General features: G+C 32.1%; 9 protein-coding genes. All 9 read right to left on the reverse strand.

Annotation, left to right across the window (positions count from 1 at the left end; all coding sequences use genetic code 11):
• Positions 1-200 precede the first annotated feature (200 nt).
• Positions 201-1,490, reverse strand: coding sequence for an HlyD family secretion protein (locus B8T70_RS19385; protein ID WP_086895911.1), 1,290 nt, complete (start codon positions 1,488-1,490; stop codon positions 201-203).
• Positions 1,491-1,502: 12 nt separating this feature from the next.
• Entirely contained in the window at positions 1,503-3,725 is a 2,223-nt protein-coding gene (locus tag B8T70_RS19390; protein ID WP_086895912.1) for a peptidase domain-containing ABC transporter, read from the reverse strand.
• A 366-nt stretch (positions 3,726-4,091) separates the two neighbouring features.
• Positions 4,092-4,973 carry a bifunctional 5,10-methylenetetrahydrofolate dehydrogenase/5,10-methenyltetrahydrofolate cyclohydrolase gene (locus B8T70_RS19395; RefSeq protein ID WP_039112389.1) on the reverse strand — a complete coding sequence of 294 codons (882 nt, stop codon included), beginning with the start codon at positions 4,971-4,973 and terminating at the stop codon, positions 4,092-4,094.
• A gap of 143 nt (positions 4,974-5,116) precedes the next feature.
• Positions 5,117-6,469: a signal recognition particle protein gene (gene ffh / locus B8T70_RS19400; protein ID WP_039112390.1), complete on the reverse strand. Its 1,353-nt coding sequence runs from the start codon at positions 6,467-6,469 to the stop codon at positions 5,117-5,119.
• 652 nt (positions 6,470-7,121) lie between these two features.
• On the reverse strand, positions 7,122-8,807 hold the full coding sequence (locus B8T70_RS19410; protein ID WP_086895914.1) for an MBOAT family protein: 1,686 nt from the start codon (positions 8,805-8,807) through the stop codon (positions 7,122-7,124).
• A 1-nt stretch (position 8,808) separates the two neighbouring features.
• The gene (locus B8T70_RS19415) at positions 8,809-10,140 is read right to left on the reverse strand and encodes a GDSL-type esterase/lipase family protein (protein WP_242667518.1); all 1,332 of its coding nucleotides are present in this window, start codon (positions 10,138-10,140) and stop codon (positions 8,809-8,811) included.
• 82 nt (positions 10,141-10,222) lie between these two features.
• The gene (locus B8T70_RS19420; RefSeq protein WP_086895916.1) at positions 10,223-11,701 is read right to left on the reverse strand and encodes an SGNH/GDSL hydrolase family protein; all 1,479 of its coding nucleotides are present in this window, start codon (positions 11,699-11,701) and stop codon (positions 10,223-10,225) included.
• A 314-nt stretch (positions 11,702-12,015) separates the two neighbouring features.
• Positions 12,016-13,131: an HmuY family protein gene (locus B8T70_RS19425; protein ID WP_086895917.1), complete on the reverse strand. Its 1,116-nt coding sequence runs from the start codon at positions 13,129-13,131 to the stop codon at positions 12,016-12,018.
• Between the two features lie 16 nt (positions 13,132-13,147).
• Complete coding sequence (locus tag B8T70_RS19430) at positions 13,148-15,265, reverse strand: TonB-dependent siderophore receptor (RefSeq protein WP_086895918.1); 2,118 nt, start codon at positions 15,263-15,265, stop codon at positions 13,148-13,150.
• Positions 15,266-15,329: the final 64 nt, after the last annotated feature.

Below are 15,329 nucleotides of genomic sequence, written 5' to 3' on the forward strand. Positions count from 1 at the left end.
AAAACTTTAGAAGGTTTTACTTCATTTTTAATCATTTTTGTAATCTCTTTTTCTGGCTTCATAAATATGTTTTTTTTAATTAAATAATTCAATCTTATCATATCCAGCAGGAACTAAGTCCGTAAAATAAGAATGTAATAAATGTAATAAAAAAAGCACGACGAGTGCTTTTTTTATTACATTTTATGAAAATTACCAAACTATAAATTTGTTTTTTTCCTAAAACTATAAAATATACGTTGTGCCAAAGTCATATTTTCCGTTACAATCTCTGCAGAAGCGAGCATTCCGTTCCTAAAATTCAATATTTTTCCATTTGTAGTTTTCTCGTCATTCAGTAATGTTATGTTAGCATAAAAACTTGCCCCATTATCCGATGGAATTTTAGCTATGGATTCTATTTTTCCTTCAATAATTCCATATTCTTCATAAGGATACCCTTTAAACTTAACCAAGACTATCTGTCCAACTTTTACTTTTCCGAAATTATCCTGAGGAATCTTAACTTCCCCTTTATATTTATTTTTAGGGCTAGAAACATACATTATCTCTGTATTAATTTTTAAACTTTCTTTTTCTTGCAAGAAGCTAGTAAAATTTACCACACCTCTCGTTGGCGCATAAAACACATACCTTTTTTTCCATTCTGCAATTACGCTTCTTAATGTATTAAGTGACTGTTGAAAAGTTTCTTCTTGTAGTGTCGCTAATTTTATTAAGTCAAGAATTTCTTTTTCTTTAGTTCTAATCAAAATAGTGTTGGTAATTAATGTTGTTTCCAACTCCGCTAATGGTTCTTTTTTAGATAACAACTTACTTTCTTGTCTATATAAATCCACATCGGCAATTACATTGTTTTTATGCAATGTTTTATTCATCCCATACTCTTTTTCCTGAAGCTTTAAGTCCTGGTATAGAACCTGTTTCTGATCTTTAAGATTTTGTAATAAACTACTTAAATCTTCAATATCAACCTTTAAAAATTTTTGATTTTTTTTATAATACCCATTACTAAACAGTATTAAGGTTTGAATATATGCCTGCTGGAAATTTTGATAACTGGCTTGTATTTCACCTAGATTATGATAATCCTTTAAATGAACTTGATTTAAATTAATTAGGTCATTTACTTCTATAAATTTAGATAAGTCATCTAATTCTTTATCAAGCTGTATTACCTCATCATATTTAGTAGTACTTTCAATATAGCCCAAGACTTGATTCGCTACTACTTTTTGATTATCAGTAACAAAAATTTTCTCTAATCTTCCATCAATCCTTGCTATTACTGGTTTTGGAGTAACAAAAGCTTTTAATTTAAATTCTGCCCTAACTATTGAGGGATATTGTAAAAAGCAGGTAATCAAAAACAAAGCTAATAGTACAGAACATATTACAAAACTCCCCCAACGAATTAATCCATTAGGAATTTGCTCCAAATAATCTCTAACAACCTCACTTTCGATATCTATTTTATTTGTTTTCGACATATTAATTATTTTTTAATCTCCTAACTCTAATTGATTTTTTACTAATCCATAATAATACCCTTTTTTTATAACTAGTTCATTATGATCGCCTCTCTCTACAATTTCTCCTTTATTAAGTACAATAATCTGATCTGCATTTTTTACAGTGCTTAAACGATGTGCAACTACAACTACTGTTTTTTTATGTTTAGATCCATTTTTAAAAAAATCCTCTAAGTTTCTCATAATCACGGTTTCATTATTAGCATCTAAAGAAGAAGTCGCCTCATCAAAAAATATGTACTCCGGATTTTTATAAATAGCTCTGGCAATTAGTATTCTTTGTTTTTGTCCTCCACTAATCCCGATACCGCTTGAACCTATTTTGGTTTTATAACCATTTGGTAAGTCTTCTATAAACTCAGAAATATTTGCAACTTCAGATGCCAGTCTCAATTTCTTTTTGTCAATCATCCCACTTATATCAGATTCGCTAATATTTCTGGAAATCGAATCGGCAAAAATATATCCGTCCTGCATAACAGCTCCACAATTTGCTCTCCAAAAATTAAATCCAAAACTCTTTAAACTGGTTTTTCCAACATAGATAGTTCCACTCGTGGGCTCATTAAATTTTAGCAAAAGTTTTAAGAGTGTTGTTTTACCACTACCACTAGCCCCAACAATTGCGGTAACTTTTCCTTCGGGTAACGTCATATTAATATTTTTCAAAACCATTTCTGAGGCTGAACTACCGTAACGAAAATTTAAATTTTCAATTTTTATAGTTTTATCACCTGCAAATTCAGTAATAAATTCAGTATCTAAAGGCTCTTCATCAGGCTTATTATGTATTTCAGAGAGTCTTAACAAACTTAACTTGGCATCCTGATAACTACGAATAAAACCCAAAAAATTATTAATTGGAACATTCATCTGGCCAATTATGTATTGTACCGACAGCATAGTACCCAATGTCATTTTTCCATCTATTACAGCCTTTGCTGCAATAAAACTAATTATGATATTTTTTATTTGGTCAATAAATTGTCCTCCCTCGTTTTGAGTTTGAGTCAAAACCAAATTCTTTATATTTAATTTAAAAAGTCTAGTTTGTAATGCCTCCCAATCCCAACGTCTTCTTTTTTCAGATCCATTTAGTTTAATTTCCTGCATTCCGTCTATCAATTGTATAGTCGTATTCTGGTTACTTGCAGCTTGATCAAAATAACGAAAATCCATTTCTGCCCGTCGCTTCATAAATAACATTATCCAGGTTATATAAAAAGCTGAACCAATGATAAAAACGATAAACAAGGATATATTAAAATATGCCAGTATAAAGCTGAATACTAAAAGTGTTAGCGTAGAAAACAGTACATCCAGAGTTGTTGTAGATAAAAATGTTTGAATCCTGTTATTATCATTAATTCTTTGAAGTATATCCCCCGTAGCTCTGCTATCAAAATAAATAATTGGAAGTTTCATTAATTTAATAACAAAATCTGACAGCATACGTAAATTCATCCTACTTGTAACATGTAAAATAATCCAATTACGGGTTATATTTAATGCAGATTGAGATATAAACAAAACTACTTGAGCAATTAATATTAAATAAATAAAATTAATATTACGAGTATTGATTCCCGTATCTACGATTTGTTGCGTAAGGAAAGGAAATATTAGTTGCAAAATAGTTCCAAAAAATAAACCTAATAAAACCTGAGCTATATACTTACGATGGGGTTTAAAATATTTATTTAAAAACGCAGGAAGATTTGCTTTTATTCCATTATAATCATCTTGCTCATAAAAAAGAGGTGTTGGCTCCATTACTAACAACAAACCCTCTGAGTCTTCTTTTATATTTTTGGCTGAAAGCCAGCCTTTTAAAAAGTCCTTTTTGGAATAGGTAATCAAGTCAAAATTTGCAGGATCACCTACAATAACTTTATCTTTCGTGATTTTATACACTACAGCATAATGTCTCTGACGCCAATGTACTATACATGGTAATGGTAATTCTTCGGCTAAGTCTTTAAAGGTTACGCTTAACCCCATAGTAGCAAGCCCAATCTTTTCGGCTGCGTCGACTAAACCGGCAAATGTAGTTCCCTGCCCGTTTATAAATGAAATCTCTCTTAAATAGACTAAATCTATATTCTTGCCAAAAAATTTACAAACCATTTTCAAACAAGTTGGACCACAATCCATAAAATCATATTGATGATAATGTGGGAATTTTTTTCTCATACTTTTTTTAATATTTCAAAAACATATATCGTAGTAACCTATTCTTAATTTCACATTTTCGAATAAACTAATACAATTTTCTCATTTTAATCAGCTATGCTCATCTATTTTTGAAACTAAAAAAAGACCTAAAAGACACTTTAATCAAATACTCACAAAACAACGAAACAATACTATTCTCTTTCCAAATATAACAAACGTTTTCCTAACAATTTAACAGTTCTTAAAAACTATAATTAAAAAAAGTCATTTGAATTAATCGCATCCAAAAAGAACAATCAAGTTTAATGCAACAACCAAAAACAAAGCATAAAAAAAGCCTTAAACAAAAGTTTAAGGCTTACTCATATCAATGAGTGAAATATATTATTTTCCAGCTCTCATTTTCCTTGCTAATAATGTATTTTTAAGCAACATAGCAATTGTCATAGGTCCTACTCCACCAGGAACTGGAGTTATAAAAGATGATTTCTTACTTACTTCAGCAAAATCAACATCTCCAGTAATTACATATCCTTTTGGGTTTGTAGCATCTTCAACTCTAGTAATTCCTACGTCGATTACCACAACGCCATCTTTTACCATATGAGCTTTTAGGTAATTTGGAACTCCTAAAGCTGTAATAATGATATCAGCATTTTTAGTATATTCTTCGATATTCTTTGTTCTGCTGTGTGTTAATGTCACTGTCGAATCTCCCGGATTTCCTTTACGACTCATTAAGATACTCATTGGTCGCCCTACAATATGGCTACGCCCGATAACAACAGTATGTTTCCCTGCAGTTTCTACTTTGTAACGCTCTAATAATTGCATAATCCCGAATGGTGTCGCTGGAATAAAAGTATCCATCTCTAAAGCCATTTTTCCGAAGTTGGTAGGATGGAAACCATCTACATCCTTATCTGGATCTATTGCCATTAAAATCTTTTGTTCGCTGATATGTTTTGGCAAAGGCAACTGAACAATATATCCGTCTAGATTATCATCTTCGTTTAGTTCTTTAATTTTTGCCAATAACTCTACCTCTGTAATTGTTTCTGGTAAACTTACCAAAGTAGAATCAAAACCTATTTGTTGGCAAGATCTTACTTTACTACCTACGTAAGTTAAACTAGCCCCATCGTTACCCACAATCACAGCTGCCAAATGAGGTACTTTTCCTCCAGCATCTTTAATTGCTTGCACTTCTATTGCAATTTCGTTTTTAATATCCTCAGCTGTTTTTTTACCGTCTAGTAGTTGCATTTTTTTTAAAGGGTTTTTAAAGTTTAAGATTTAAAGTTTTTTCGGTTCTAAAACCTTAAATCAATTTAGTTGTGTTTATATTAAAAAGTTTAAGGTTTAAAATTTCAATTATCTTGAAACTTTAAACCTTACTTATTTTTTTATTATCTCGGCATTCCGCCTGGCATTCCTTTCATGCCTCCCATCATTTTCATTAAATTCTTTCCGCCTGGGCCTTGCATCATTTTCATCATTTTGCTCATTTGGTCGAACTGCTTCATCAGTTGATTTACTTGCTCGATTTTAGTTCCCGAACCTTTTGCGATTCTGGCTTTCCTTTTTACATCGATAACTGCTGGCTTGCTTCTTTCAAGTGGAGTCATCGAGTGTATGATTGCTTCAATATGCTTGAAGGCATCGTCTTCGATCTCTACATCTTTCATAGCTTTAGAAGCACCTGGTATCATTCCTACCAAGTCTTTCATATTACCCATTTTCTTTACTTGCTGAATTTGTGACAAGAAATCATCAAAACCAAACTCGTTTTTAGCAATTTTCTTTTGGATTTTTCTTGCTTCTTCTTCATCAAATTGCTCTTGCGCTCTTTCTACCAACGACACAACATCACCCATACCAAGTATACGCTCTGCCATACGAATAGGATAGAACACATCGATTGCATCCATTTTCTCTCCTGTACCAACAAACTTAATTGGTTTGTTTACTACCGATTTAATAGAAATCGCAGCTCCTCCACGTGTATCACCATCTAATTTAGTAAGGATAACTCCGTCGAAGTTTAATATATCATTAAATGCTTTTGCAGTATTTACAGCATCCTGACCTGTCATGGCATCCACAACAAATAAAGTTTCTTGTGGTTGGATTGCTTTGTGAACACGTGCAATCTCATCCATCATTTCCTGATCTACGGCTAAACGTCCTGCTGTATCGACAATAACAACATTAAACCCATTAGCTTTAGCATGTTTAATTGCATTTTGTGCAATCTCTACAGGATTTTTATTTTCTGGTTCTGAGTAAACCTCAACACCTATTTGGTCTCCTACAACATGTAATTGGTTTATCGCCGCTGGACGGTAAATATCACACGCTACTAAAAGTGGTTTTTTATTCTTTTTTGTTTTTAAATAATTAGCAAGTTTACCAGAGAATGTAGTTTTCCCTGAACCTTGTAATCCCGACATTAAAATAACGCTTGGAGTACCAGACAAGTTTATCCCTGCTACATCACCACCCATTAATTCAGTAAGTTCGTCTTTTACTAACTTCACCAATAATTGTCCTGGCTGAAGTGTAGTTAAAACGTCTTGTCCAATTGCTTTTTCTTTTACTTTAGTTGTAAAATCTTTAGCAATTTTAAAGTTAACATCGGCATCAAGTAAGGCACGACGAACTTCTTTTAAGGTTTCGGCAACGTTTACTTCTGTAATCTTACCGTGTCCTTTTAATATATGGAAGGCTTTATCTAACTTATCACTTAAATTATCAAACATACTATTTTCTTTATTTGAAGTGCAAAGATAATCTAATTAGACATTTCAGGCAATTTTTATTTAACTGCATTTAACCGCAAAGTTCGCAAGGTTTTACGCAAAGATCGCAAGGTTATTTTTTCGCACAATCCGGATAGTTATCAGGAGCGAAACAGCAAAGTTTTTTGTTTCACGCAAATTAAAAAAGATTTAAGCCGATTTTTATAAAACTTTTAATCTTTGGCTTTAAATATTAACCGCAATATGCGCAAAGTTTTTCGCAAAGTCCGCGAATTTTTTTGTTTGCAATGTCGCAAAATCGTAAGGTTTCATTGTTTCTCGCAGATTCCGCAGATTAGGCAGATTATTTTTTACATTAAGTAGAAGAAAAACCAGCTTTATCTGCAAAATCTGCGTGAAAGAAAAAAGCGCAAAAGAATAAACCTTTGCGCCTTTGTAACTTTGCTTCTTTGAACCTTTTCTTTTAAAACTGGAAATAAATATTAACCACAATGTGCACAAAGTTTTTCGCAGATAAAGCAGATTCGGCAGATTATTTTTTACATTAAGTAGAAGAAAAATCAGCTTTATCTGCGAAATCTGCGTGAAAGAAAAAAGCGCAAAAGAATAAACCTTTGCGCCTTTGTAACTTTGCTTCTTTGAACCTTAAAAACTAAAACTGGAAGTAAATAAAAGGTTGTGAACCTGCAACTGCAGTTGCGTAAACTATCCAATACACAAATCCTAAAACAATTGCTTTACCGATTAATGGTGTTTTATCAAAAACTAATTTCATTTTGGCTGTAACCACTTCTGGTAAAAAGTGCCATACATAACCAAAAAGCATTAATAAAAACACATTCTTATATCCTAATACAATCGTTTGCCAATGGTCTGGTTCGAATGTTAATTGTCCAATATTGTTGATTACTTGTATTGCTGTATCAAAATCTTTTGCACGGAAGAATATCCAACAGAAAACTACAAAATGGAATGTTAGTACAATTGAGAAGAATTTCCAGATTGCACTAAATCCGTTACTTTCTTTTTTTGAAGGGAAAAGTTCTACAAATATTTTATGAACTGCTAATGCCAACCCGTGTAATGCTCCCCAAATAATAAACTGTGCTCCCGCTCCATGCCACAATCCTCCTAAAAGCATTGTTGTAAACAGGTTAAAATTAGTTACCATGGTTTGCTTTAATTTGTTTGAAAGCAAAAATGACAAACAAAAAACAGCGATTCCTCCAACAGCAATTACTAACGGAATTATACTTTCGGAAGAATTTGTGATTCCCCAAAGTAACAATCCGAAAAAGAATAAACTCGGGAATAAAAATCCTGCGAATGTTCCTTCTCTATTCCCTCCGATAGATATATACAAAAAGTCTTTTAACCAAGTTGATAATGAAATATGCCATCTTCTCCAGAAATCAGTAATCGATACCGATTTATAAGGTGTTCTAAAGTTGGCTGGCAATTTAAATCCAAGCAATAATGCAATACCAATTGCCATATCTGAGTATCCTGAGAAATCGCAATAAATTTGGATTGCATATCCGTAAGATGCCATTAAATTCTCAAACGAGGTATAACTCATTGGTGAATCGAAAACACGATCTACAAAGTTTACCGAGATATAATTAGAGATTACTGTTTTCTTAATTAAACCACCTATGATAAGAAACAACGCATTATTTACGTCTGCCTTTGTAAGGTTTAATTTTTGATAAATCTGCGGTAAGAAATCCTTAGCTCTTACAATCGGCCCAGCAACTAATTGTGGGAAGAATGAAACGAAGAATAAATATTCGATATAATTTTTTGTTGGTTTAATCTCTTCACGATATATCTCGATAATATAACTCATCGATTGAAACGTGTAAAAAGAAATCCCAACTGGAAGGAAAATATCATGAAGCTCAAAATTACCTTGAAACATATCATTGTAGGTAACTATCATAAAGTTCATGTACTTAAAATACCCAAGTAATCCTAAGTTTAGGATAACACTTATTATCAAGTATATTTTCTTTCGGCTTTTTAGACTTTCATTATATATTATCTGACTCAAGCCATAATCTACAACCGAAGAAAGTAGTAATAACAAGAAATATATTCCGCTTGACTTATAATAAAAGAAAAGCGAGAATAGAATAACGTATGTTAATCTTAGATAAAATGTCTTGCGCAAAAAGGCATACACAAAATAAAAAACCAGAAATAATCCTAAGAATAATCCTGTGTTGAATAATAATTTTTCTTCTGGGTTATATATAAACCAACCCTTAACCTGTTCTAATGTAAGTGCACCAAAATTTTGAACGAACCAATCATTAATGCTATCAACTGTTATCAACTTATTTTTTTAATTTAAAATTATCGTATTCGTTTAATAATGCTTTCGAAAACAAGCTTCCTTGTTTTTCATATCCGTTTTTAGAATAATGTACCCAATCTGGACCAATTAATCCTTGAGCTTTTAATTTCCCAATACCACTCATTCCTCCAAACTCGTTATACAAATCCCAAACTGCCAGACCATCTGTTTGAGCTGTTTCATAAATATGTTTTGTATAATCGGCAACAAACGTATTTGGTTTTCTTCCTTTTAAGAGCGATGGCGGTGGCGTCATAACTAGTATAGGAACATGAATGTTTTGTTCTTTTAACTTACTTATAAACTCGCGCAGTTGCTTTATGTAACCTGAAGCTTCTAATCGGTCATAACTTTCGTTTGTTCCTAATGACAACACTATCATATCTGGATGTAACGATTTTACTTGCTCAAAGAAAACAGGGTATTTATTATAATCTGAAAATTTAGCTCCGTTTACCCCAATACTGCTATAAATTACTCCTGGAGAATTCTTCTCAAGAATTAACCCATTAAGTTCATATTTCTTAGCATCCTTATTTGGAATAAGATAGATTTTATCTAATGCTTTTTCGGTATTGTAATAATGAGTAAACGAATCTGATTCTATATCCAAAGGAACATACTCTGATTGTGAGATTGTTTTAGGACGTGTTTCATTTGTTACAATCTTAAGAGTTCTACCCGCTCTAATTGCATTCGATTTTAAATGATTTGCTCTTTTAATTTCTGCAATCGAAACATTGTATTTATCTGCAATAACCGAGATTGCTTCTCCTTTTTTTATTTTATGTGTAATTACTTTTTTCTCCGAAGATTGAATCATATTAGTTTGAATGCGAGTTGCCAAGTCAAACATATGCTGGTTTTGCGGTGTAATTATCTTTATTGTATTAAAGTTGTACACAGGATCTTTTACATTAACCTCAATTACAAAACCATCTGTATTTCTCCAAAGTGCGATTCCGCTTAACCCCATTGGGCAGTTTTTCTCCGGAAGTATGTTTCGGTAACTTTCCCAACTTTTATTAGAACGAAAGCGTTCATTATAAGAACCGTTGGTTTTTGCTAATGAATACGGAAAAATAAAACCTCTTCCTCCATTTCCTAATTCTTTCTGGAGATCTTTACGAATCTCGTTTGTCATCAAATCACTCTGAATGTGTGAATCTCCGACATGAACAATGTTTATTTTATGATTCCCTTGATTCTCATTGCTTTTTAATTTCTTAAAGAAATCCTCTAAAACCTTTGCATTATAAATTTGACTCCCTGATATAGGCTCAACAGTTGTTGTATCGATTTTGTCAGTCATCTTTTTAGTTATTAAAATTGGCTCGGTTTTTTGCGCTTTGTTATTAGACGCAAAAAGAAGACAACAAAAGAAAATAATAAGTTTATTCATCTACACTATCGTTTATTACAGATACGGAATCTGTATTCGTTTTCCTGACTGTTTTGCCTTTTCTTATGTCCGCTTCTCTTTTTTCGCGCAAAACTTTATATTGTTCGTAACCTTGATTCAATTGCTCATAAAGTAACCCTCCAATTGCTTTGGCTCCACGCTGATTAAAATGTGTATAATCTTTATTCGCTTTTGCTGGTGCTTCATCTACCCATTTTACCATAGAACCATCTCCACCCATCAACGTATATAAATTAACAAATCCAGATTCAGTTTCTAAAGCGTAACGCTTTTGAGCTTTCATTAAAGGAACAACTGCCGAATCGGTTTTCATTTGCATATCATATTTTGTCGATTTATCTGCAGTAGAGATAATCAAAATAGAAACTCCTGGAAAGGAGGCTTTTATTTTATTAACAGCTTTAGTCATTCCTTTTCCATACCAAGAATAATTTTTTGTACCATAATTTAAAACGTTGGTTCCGTAATGAAGAATGATTAAATCATATTTTAAATTGGCATTGAAACTTTGCATTACATTGGCATCAAAAATAGAAATTGGCATTCCCGAATTTCCTCTTTGCGAAAAGTTATCTACATGAACTCCGCTACCATTATCAAAATTGAAGCCATAAATAGGAATAGAATCTGCGTGGACAAAATTAGCTTTAAATGCTTTAATGCTTTTAGAAGTTACTTTTATAGTGTTAACCAAATTATTTGGAGCAAGACTTTTGGATATAGTGTCTTTTCCGATTATAAAATTCACTTTTCCAGTTTTTGATGATCTTCCATAATATAAGGTTGGATTATCTAGACTAGTCGCAAATTTATTTAAACCTGCCTCATAAGAAACCCATGTAGAATTTGACTTATCATTTGCAAAAAACACGTGTCCGTTTACACCAAAAGGACTTGTTGGTCTCTTTACATTAAGATACGATTGCATTTTCCAGTTTTTGGAATACAATGATTTCACAGAAGCTCTTGATGCAGATGATTCTGAAGTTATAGATACAAATCCAACTCCTGTACCTCCAAATCTTTCTTGATATTTGTTTCGAACATCTTGTACAATTAAATCTCCATCGGTCATAGAATCGCCATAATATGCAATCCTCACTTTTGCCTCAGGATGTTTTTCTAATTGATATAATTTATCGTAAAAAGAAATCAGGTATTGATATCCTTTATAATTATCGAAAGTTTCAGAAGGGAATTCGATTCCTTCATTAGCATTAAAAACGATATTCTCCCCTGCTTCATCATCAGCATCGGTACTATCATTTTTTTTAGATACGCCTTCTTTTTCAAACGATTCTAAAAGCATGCTATCTACAAGTACGTTTTTGGAGTCGACTTTACTTTCAGGAAAAATTTTATCTGGTAATATTTGTTTAAAACCAATGAAAGCTACAAATGCTAATGCTACAATTGCAAAAGACTGAAAAAAATAAGATTTTGTATTCACTTGTAATTATAAATTTTGAAGAATAAAATCAATAAGAGCTCCATTATCCAAATTTCCTATTAATTTAATTAAAACGTTTGCAAAGATAGAATAAACAATAAATCTATTATTCCTTTTTTACGATTAAATAAAAATAAAAAAGAGGCTAGATAAATCCAGCCTCTTTCCAAAAAAAAAATAAAAAAAAACCAAGTTACTATCTAAATTGAATTTAAACATAGTCTTGTTATTAAGATTGATAAGCTATAACTTTACCACACGAAACAACTTACCAATCTTTTAATTTCCATAAAATGGAATCGTTTTTTGTTTGATTATTTTAATAATGCATATTCAAATGATACATTACCTCTTTCTCCTGCAGCATTTGTCATAGTAAGGAATTTTACTTTATAGTAATTTCCTTCAGAGTCTTTAACTACATAAAAACGGTCTGTTTTGATACTTGGTAACATACCCGGTCCTCCACCGACTCTCCAACTAGCACCAATAATTCTTTGATCAGTTACTGATATTGTAAAATTAGTTTCAACAACTTTTGCTTTAGTAAAATCAGCATAAGCTCCTCCAGCTGCAACTAAGACCTGATATACTTGAGCTCCACCTTTCATATTAGAAACGATAAAATCTGAAAACCCATAAGTTACTTCAATTGGTTTCTCATCTGCATCTTTATCTTGTGTATAATTTGTGAAAGTTGTAAAACCTAAATCCCATTTAGCTTTTTGCGGCTCTACAGATACTGGATTTCCTGAAGTCAAACTAAAAAATGTAAAATTAAAAGCTGCATCTTTAGAAATTATCTTTTCTGTGAAAGTTGTAGAAGCTAAATCTGCGTATTGAATTTTATAGCCGTTTCCACTTCTTAAAATTCTAATTTTTTTCCATCCTCTAGCTGCTCCATCAACCTCAACACTACCTACATTTGGTTTTACTGCACTCACAGCAAATCCAAGATTCACTAAATACACTTTGTTATCAGTATCTGTTGCCGAAATTTCAGCAATAGCTGTCCCTACTCCTGCACCAGCTCCGGCTAATACTCCTGTTGGATTATCCGCAAACCCTTTAGTTGCGGGTATAGTATTCATTCCTGCACTAATAATTACACCAATATCACTTTGTTGTGGCAAAGTAATATCTGAAGTTTCTAACTTTTTCACTGCCATTTTAAGAGATCCGTTAATAACAACTCTAAAATCTGAGCCGCTAGAAAATCCTAAGTCCCATGTTGCTCTGTTTACAGACTCTATCTTTCCTGTACTTAAATCTACAAAAACCTGATTTGGCTGATTTGGTCCACCAACGCTTGGCTGTAAAACTTGCCCAACAGAAGGACCTACTGGTGTAGTTGTATCGTTGTTGTCATCGCTTGAACAAGACCCAAGTGTCAATAATGCGAATGATAATAATAAAAATGACTTTTTCATTGTATTTGATTTTATATTAAAGATTAAGGTTATATGTCAGTTTTAAAAAATAAGAGCGTCCATAAGCCAACATTATTTGCGAAGGCCCAGCATGACCAACACCTTGACTTGTATTTGTTTGATTTATATTAAGCACATTAAGTATGTTTCTTGCTCCTATTGTAGCTTCTAGCTTATCTCCAAGGAAATTTTTTCTAATTGAAGCATCAAGCCAATTACTTGGATCAACTTCTGATATCACGTAGGCTGAAGTCGTTTCTATAAATTGTTGTGATTTCCCATTGTATTTGTAATATGCTGAAATTGTAGTTTGCCAACTTGGGATAACATATGAAACACTACTATTAAGATTAAAAGAATAAAGAAACTTATCATCTGAAGAAAAAATCTGATTTTCTATTTTTTGAGAAACCCCAACCAAAGAAGCTCCTAAGTTAAATGTCCAATTATCCTTTTTAAATTGATTCGTAGTCGAGAAATTCCACATTTTATATTTACTAATATTAATGTATTCATACTCTGGATTTCCTGTATCTGGATTAAATCTTGCAAGTGCCATATCAATTCGGTCATCTACATTTAAATAGCTTCCTGCAAAAGTGTTAGAGATTTGTAATCCTGAAACAAGAGTTGACATTTTTTTAAGACTGGCTTCGTAAGAAGTACTTGTTTCTGGAATAAGATTTTCATTACCCGTGAAAAAATGACCATCAAAAATTTGTTTTGAATATAATTCCTCAAAGGTTGGAGTACGGAAAGAATTACCATAAGAACCTCTAAGCTCAACTCCTTTATCAAATAAATATCTTAAACCAAGTGATGAGGCGTATTGATTTTCAAATTTCGATTGAGCAGAAAAACGTAACCCTGGACGAATAGAGAATTTTTCGGTTGCTCTGATTTCTGAGGAAGCGAAAAAATCATAATTTTCAAGTCTTTTTCTAACTGGAGATAACTTATTGCTTGCTTCCTGAACCAATGAATATCCTTGATTGTTTACGAACTCATAACCTAATTGTAAATCAACTCGACTATCAGAGAAAAAATTACTTAATGTACCTGTAGAGTAAAGTGCTTCCATAGACTGATCTTTTACAGTAACATTATTTGCTTCGCTTTTAGTAAATAAATAATATCTAAAATCCTCAACATCGCGTTGTTGTTTTTGATGCGAAAATGAAACATTATAATTTAACTTTGAAAACATCTTTCCATTCGCATTTAAATTATGAAAATACCTATTGGTAAAGTATCGTTTGTCATCTGCATATCTATACGACCCTAATTCTGGAGTGTAACCAGATTGCACTGTACTACTATAATAGTCTACGTCTTCATCTAAATATTCGAACTTATAGAAAAAACGAAAACTACCTTTATGATATGCTATTAATGCAGTCGCATTTAATTGATCCTTTGGAAGCCATTTAAAACCGCGAGTCTGATCATTCTCAATATAATCTATCCCTTTTTTATCATCAAGAAAACCTTGAAAAGCATTACGATTGGCTCCAATACTCACAAACCAGTTTTCATTAAAAGTATGCGATCCCTTTATTGACTGAATATGTCGTCCTTGATCAAAAAGCGCAAATTCATTCTTAACTGTTTCTTCTTGTCCTGAGACGGAGAAACTCCATTTATATTTTGATGTTTTTTTAGTAATAATATTCAAAACTCCACTTACGGCATTTGCTCCATAACTAACTCCCATTGAACCCTCAACTATTTCTATTTGCTCAACATCATTCAGGTTTATTTGAGATAAATCGGTATTATTTCCTAAACCTGCTTCATTAATCAAAGGCACATTATCAACCAAAATTTTAAAGTACTGAGCATCTAATCCAAATAAAGATACAGTTGAACGTCCGCTTGTCCCGCTTGGTCTAACTGTAATATTTAAGTACTGATTTAATACATCCGATAAATTTGTCGCTGCTAAATTCTGAATATCCTTACTTGTTATTACACGCACATTAAACACGGATTTCTTTATAGATTGTGGTTCAAATTGTCCAGTAACTACAACTTCTGATAATTCATTTGCACGAATACTGTCTTTCTGTTTTTCCTGTGCAGAAAGTGTTTCACAAAATACAAGGGCAATAAATAGGATAATTTTAATTTTCATTATTTTTAATTGGTCTTAATAATCTTGGCAAATATATAATTATTTTAATTCAATCTAAATAAAA

It is taken from the genome of Flavobacterium sp. AJR, assembly GCF_002156885.1.
GTDB lineage: Bacteria > Bacteroidota > Bacteroidia > Flavobacteriales > Flavobacteriaceae > Flavobacterium.